General features: G+C 58.0%; 3 protein-coding genes and 1 pseudogene. All 4 read left to right on the top strand.

The features are described 5' to 3' along the window. Positions 1–72: 72 nt before the first annotated feature. The gene (ftsH, locus tag ACIOZM_RS30275) at positions 73–1980 is read left to right on the top strand and encodes an ATP-dependent zinc metalloprotease FtsH (RefSeq protein WP_401221022.1); all 1908 of its coding nucleotides are present in this window, start codon (positions 73–75) and stop codon (positions 1978–1980) included. An 8-nt stretch (positions 1981–1988) separates the two neighbouring features. Continuing rightward, positions 1989–2840, top strand: coding sequence for a dihydropteroate synthase (gene folP / locus ACIOZM_RS30270; RefSeq protein WP_401221019.1), 852 nt, complete (start codon positions 1989–1991; stop codon positions 2838–2840). Positions 2841–2856: 16 nt separating this feature from the next. Next, positions 2857–4194, top strand: coding sequence for a phosphoglucosamine mutase (gene glmM, locus ACIOZM_RS30265; protein WP_401221017.1), 1338 nt, complete (start codon positions 2857–2859; stop codon positions 4192–4194). A 65-nt stretch (positions 4195–4259) separates the two neighbouring features. Then, positions 4260–4351: pseudogene (locus ACIOZM_RS30260) on the top strand (triose-phosphate isomerase); the annotation flags it as partial.

Raw genomic sequence — 4351 nt, 5'->3', positions numbered from 1 at the left:
CCCTCCGCTTCTCTGTCCACGCGTCCGTCGGCATTTGAGTTGGTTGGTTCAGAGGGTAGTTTATTGATCGTTATGGGAAAGTATCTGATCCTGTGGTTGATCATCGCGGCTGTCTTGGTGACGGTGATGAACAACTTCTCCAGCCCTAACGAGCCGCAGACCCTCAACTATTCCGACTTCATCCAGCAAGTCAAGGATGGCAAGGTCGAGCGCGTAGCCGTTGATGGTTATGTGATTACCGGCAAACGTAACGACGGCGATAGCTTCAAGACCATTCGTCCGGCAATCCAGGACAATGGCCTGATCGGCGACCTCGTCGACAATCACGTTGTGGTTGAAGGCAAGCAGCCTGAACAGCAAAGCATCTGGACCCAGCTCCTGGTGGCCAGCTTCCCGATCCTGGTGATCATCGCGGTGTTCATGTTCTTCATGCGCCAGATGCAGGGCGGTGCGGGCGGCAAGGGCGGGCCGATGAGCTTCGGCAAGAGCAAGGCGCGCCTGCTCTCCGAAGACCAGGTGAAAACCACTTTGGCTGACGTTGCAGGTTGCGATGAAGCCAAGGAAGAAGTTGGTGAGCTGGTGGAATTCCTTCGTGATCCAGGCAAGTTCCAGCGTCTGGGTGGTCGTATTCCTCGCGGCGTACTGATGGTCGGTCCTCCGGGTACCGGTAAAACCTTGCTGGCCAAGGCGATTGCCGGTGAAGCCAAGGTGCCTTTCTTCACCATCTCCGGTTCCGACTTCGTTGAAATGTTCGTTGGTGTCGGTGCCAGCCGTGTTCGTGACATGTTCGAGCAGGCCAAGAAGCATGCACCGTGCATCATCTTCATCGACGAAATCGACGCCGTCGGCCGCCATCGTGGCGCCGGCATGGGTGGCGGTCACGACGAGCGCGAGCAGACTCTCAACCAGTTGCTGGTAGAGATGGACGGCTTCGAAATGAATGACGGCATCATCGTTATCGCTGCAACCAACCGTCCAGACGTACTCGACCCGGCATTGCTGCGTCCGGGCCGTTTCGACCGTCAGGTTGTGGTTGGTCTGCCGGACATCCGTGGTCGCGAGCAGATCCTCAAGGTTCACATGCGTAAGGTGCCACTGGGCGATGACGTTGCTCCGGCGGTTATCGCACGTGGTACCCCGGGCTTCTCCGGTGCCGACCTGGCCAACCTGGTCAACGAAGCCTCGCTGTTCGCTGCTCGTAGCGGCAAGCGCATCGTCGAGATGAAAGAGTTCGAACTGGCCAAAGACAAGATCATGATGGGCGCCGAGCGCAAATCGATGGTCATGTCCGAGAAAGAGAAGCAGAACACCGCTTATCACGAAGCTGGCCACGCCATCGTTGGTCGCGTCGTGCCTGAGCATGATCCGGTGTACAAGGTTTCGATCATTCCGCGCGGCCGTGCGCTGGGTGTGACCATGTTCCTGCCGGAAGAGGATCGCTACAGCCTGTCCAAGCGCGCACTGATCAGTCAGATCTGCTCGCTGTACGGCGGCCGTATCGCAGAAGAGATGACCCTTGGTTTTGACGGTGTGACCACCGGTGCTTCCAACGACATCATGCGTGCCAGCCAGATTGCACGGAACATGGTGACCAAGTGGGGCTTGTCTGAAAAGCTCGGTCCGTTGATGTACGCCGAAGAAGAGGGTGAAGTGTTCCTCGGTCGCGGCGGTGGTGGTCAGGCTGCCAGCTTCTCCGGTGAGACAGCCAAGCTGATCGACTCCGAAGTGCGCAGCATCATTGACCAGTGCTACGGCACGGCCAAGCAGATCCTCACGGACAACCGTGACAAGCTCGATGCCATGGCTGACGCCCTGATGAAGTATGAAACGATCGATGCTGAACAGATCGACGACATCATGGCAGGTCGTGCACCTCGCGAGCCTCGCGATTGGTCGGGTGGCACCGGTACGCCTCCACCACCAGTGGTTCAGGACGAGCGTCCGGAAACACCGATTGGCGGTCCGGCTGCTGACGTTTAAGGTTTGAAATGACTTCTGTACAGTCCCTGACCCGGTTGCCTTGCGGCAACCGGGTTCTTGATTTGGCCCGGACGCATGTCATGGGCATTCTCAATGTCACTCCCGACTCTTTCTCCGATGGCGGCCGATTCAGCCAGCTTGATGCAGCCTTGCGTCACGCCGGGGCGATGGTGGCGGCCGGCGCAACGCTGATCGACGTCGGTGGCGAATCGACCCGGCCTGGTGCGCGAGCGGTTTCCCCGCTTGAAGAGCTTGAGCGTGTGGCGCCGATCGTCGAGCTGATCAATCGTGAGCTGGATGTGGTTATCTCTGTTGATACGTCGACCCCTGCCGTAATGCGCGAAACCGCGCGGCTGGGCGCTGGATTGATCAACGATGTCCGCTCGTTGCGACGGGATGGCGCGCTGGATGCGGCGGCGGCAACGGGCTTGCCGGTCTGTCTGATGCATATGCTGGGTGAGCCTGGTGATATGCAGGACGATCCGCACTATCAGGATGTCACTCGGGAAGTGGGTCAATTTCTGGCAGAGCGCATGAGTCAATGTGCGTTGGCGGGCATCCCGGCTGAGCGGATCATTCTTGATCCCGGCTTCGGTTTCGCCAAAACCCTGCAGCACAATCTAAGCTTGTTCAAGCATATGGAAGCCCTGCACGCGCTGGGTCGACCGTTGCTGGTTGGTGTCTCACGCAAAAGCATGATCGGGCAGGCCCTGAATCGCCCTGTCGGCGAGCGTCTGCATGGCGGTCTGGCACTGGCTGCACTGGCATCAATCAAGGGTGCGCGTATATTGCGCGTCCATGATGTGGCGGAAACGGTCGACGTGGTGCGGATGCTCGCAGCCGTGGAATCAGCCGAATAAGAATGATGGAGCACTTATGAGCAAGAAATACTTTGGCACTGACGGTATTCGTGGGCGCGTTGGGGTATACCCGATCACTCCGGACTTCATGCTCAAGCTCGGCTGGGCTGCCGGCATGGCCTTCCGCAAGATGGGCGCCTGCAAGGTGCTGGTCGGCAAGGACACACGAATCTCCGGCTACATGTTCGAATCGGCACTTGAGGCTGGACTGACTTCGGCGGGTGCCGATGTCATGTTGCTTGGTCCGATGCCGACTCCGGCCATCGCCTATTTGTCGCGCACGTTCCAGGCAGAAGCCGGGATCGTGATCAGTGCTTCGCACAACCCGCATGACGATAACGGCATCAAATTCTTTTCCGGCAAGGGCACCAAGCTGCCGGATGAATTGGAATTGATGATTGAAGAATTGCTCGACACCCCGATGACCGTGGTTGAGTCGAGCAAGATCGGCAAAGTGTCGCGCATCAACGATGCTTCTGGCCGCTACATCGAATTCTGCAAGAGCAGTGTGCCGACCAGTACCAGTTTTTCCGGTCTGAAGATCGTGATCGACTGCGCGCATGGGGCGACCTACAAGGTTGCGCCGAGCGTCTTTCGTGAGTTGGGTGCTGAAGTCGTGGTGCTGTCGGCCCAGCCTAATGGTCTGAACATCAATGATAATTGCGGCTCGACCCATATGGGTCAGTTGCAGGCTGCTGTTCTGGCTGAGCACGCTGATCTGGGTATTGCCTTTGACGGTGATGGCGATCGTGTGCTGATGGTGGATCATACGGGCGCCATCGTTGATGGTGACGAACTGTTGTTCATCATTGCGCGTGATCTGCATGATCGTGGCAAGTTGCAGGGCGGGGTGGTTGGCACGCTGATGAGCAATCTCGGTCTGGAGCTGGCTCTGGCTGAATTGGGGATTCCGTTCATTCGCGCCAATGTCGGTGACCGTTATGTGATCGCCGAGCTGCTGGAGCGTAACTGGCTGGTTGGTGGTGAGAATTCGGGGCATGTGGTGTGTTTCAATCACACGACCACCGGGGATGCGATCATCGCGGCGTTGCAGGTGCTGATGGCGCTGAAGACCCGCAATGAGGGTCTGGCTCAGTCCCGCCAAGCCTTGCGCAAGTGCCCTCAGGTGCTGATTAACGTGCGTTTTGGTGGCGGTGATAACCCGCTGGAGCATCCTGCTGTCAAGGAAGCCAGCGCGCGCGTAACCCAGGCAATGGCGGGTCGTGGTCGCGTGCTTCTGCGCAAGTCCGGGACAGAGCCTCTGGTGCGTGTCATGGTCGAAGGCGAGGACGAAACCCAGGTTCGCAGCTATGCCGAAGAACTGGCAAAACTGGTAACTGAAGTTTCTGCCTGATACGGCTTGCCAGCCATGATTGTGTTGGGTAACATCTGCGCCCACTTTGACCGACGAGGTACAGCATGCGTCGCCCTATGGTAGCTGGTAACTGGAAGATGCACGGTACCCGCGTAAGAGTGGATGAGCTTATTTTAGGGATTGTTTTTTTGTTGTT

Origin of the sequence: Pseudomonas sp. NPDC087346, from assembly GCF_044744235.1 — a bacterium.
Lineage (GTDB): Bacteria > Pseudomonadota > Gammaproteobacteria > Pseudomonadales > Pseudomonadaceae > Aquipseudomonas.
The sequence above is the reverse complement of the archived record's forward strand: the minus strand, read 5'-3'. Positions and strand labels throughout refer to the sequence as shown.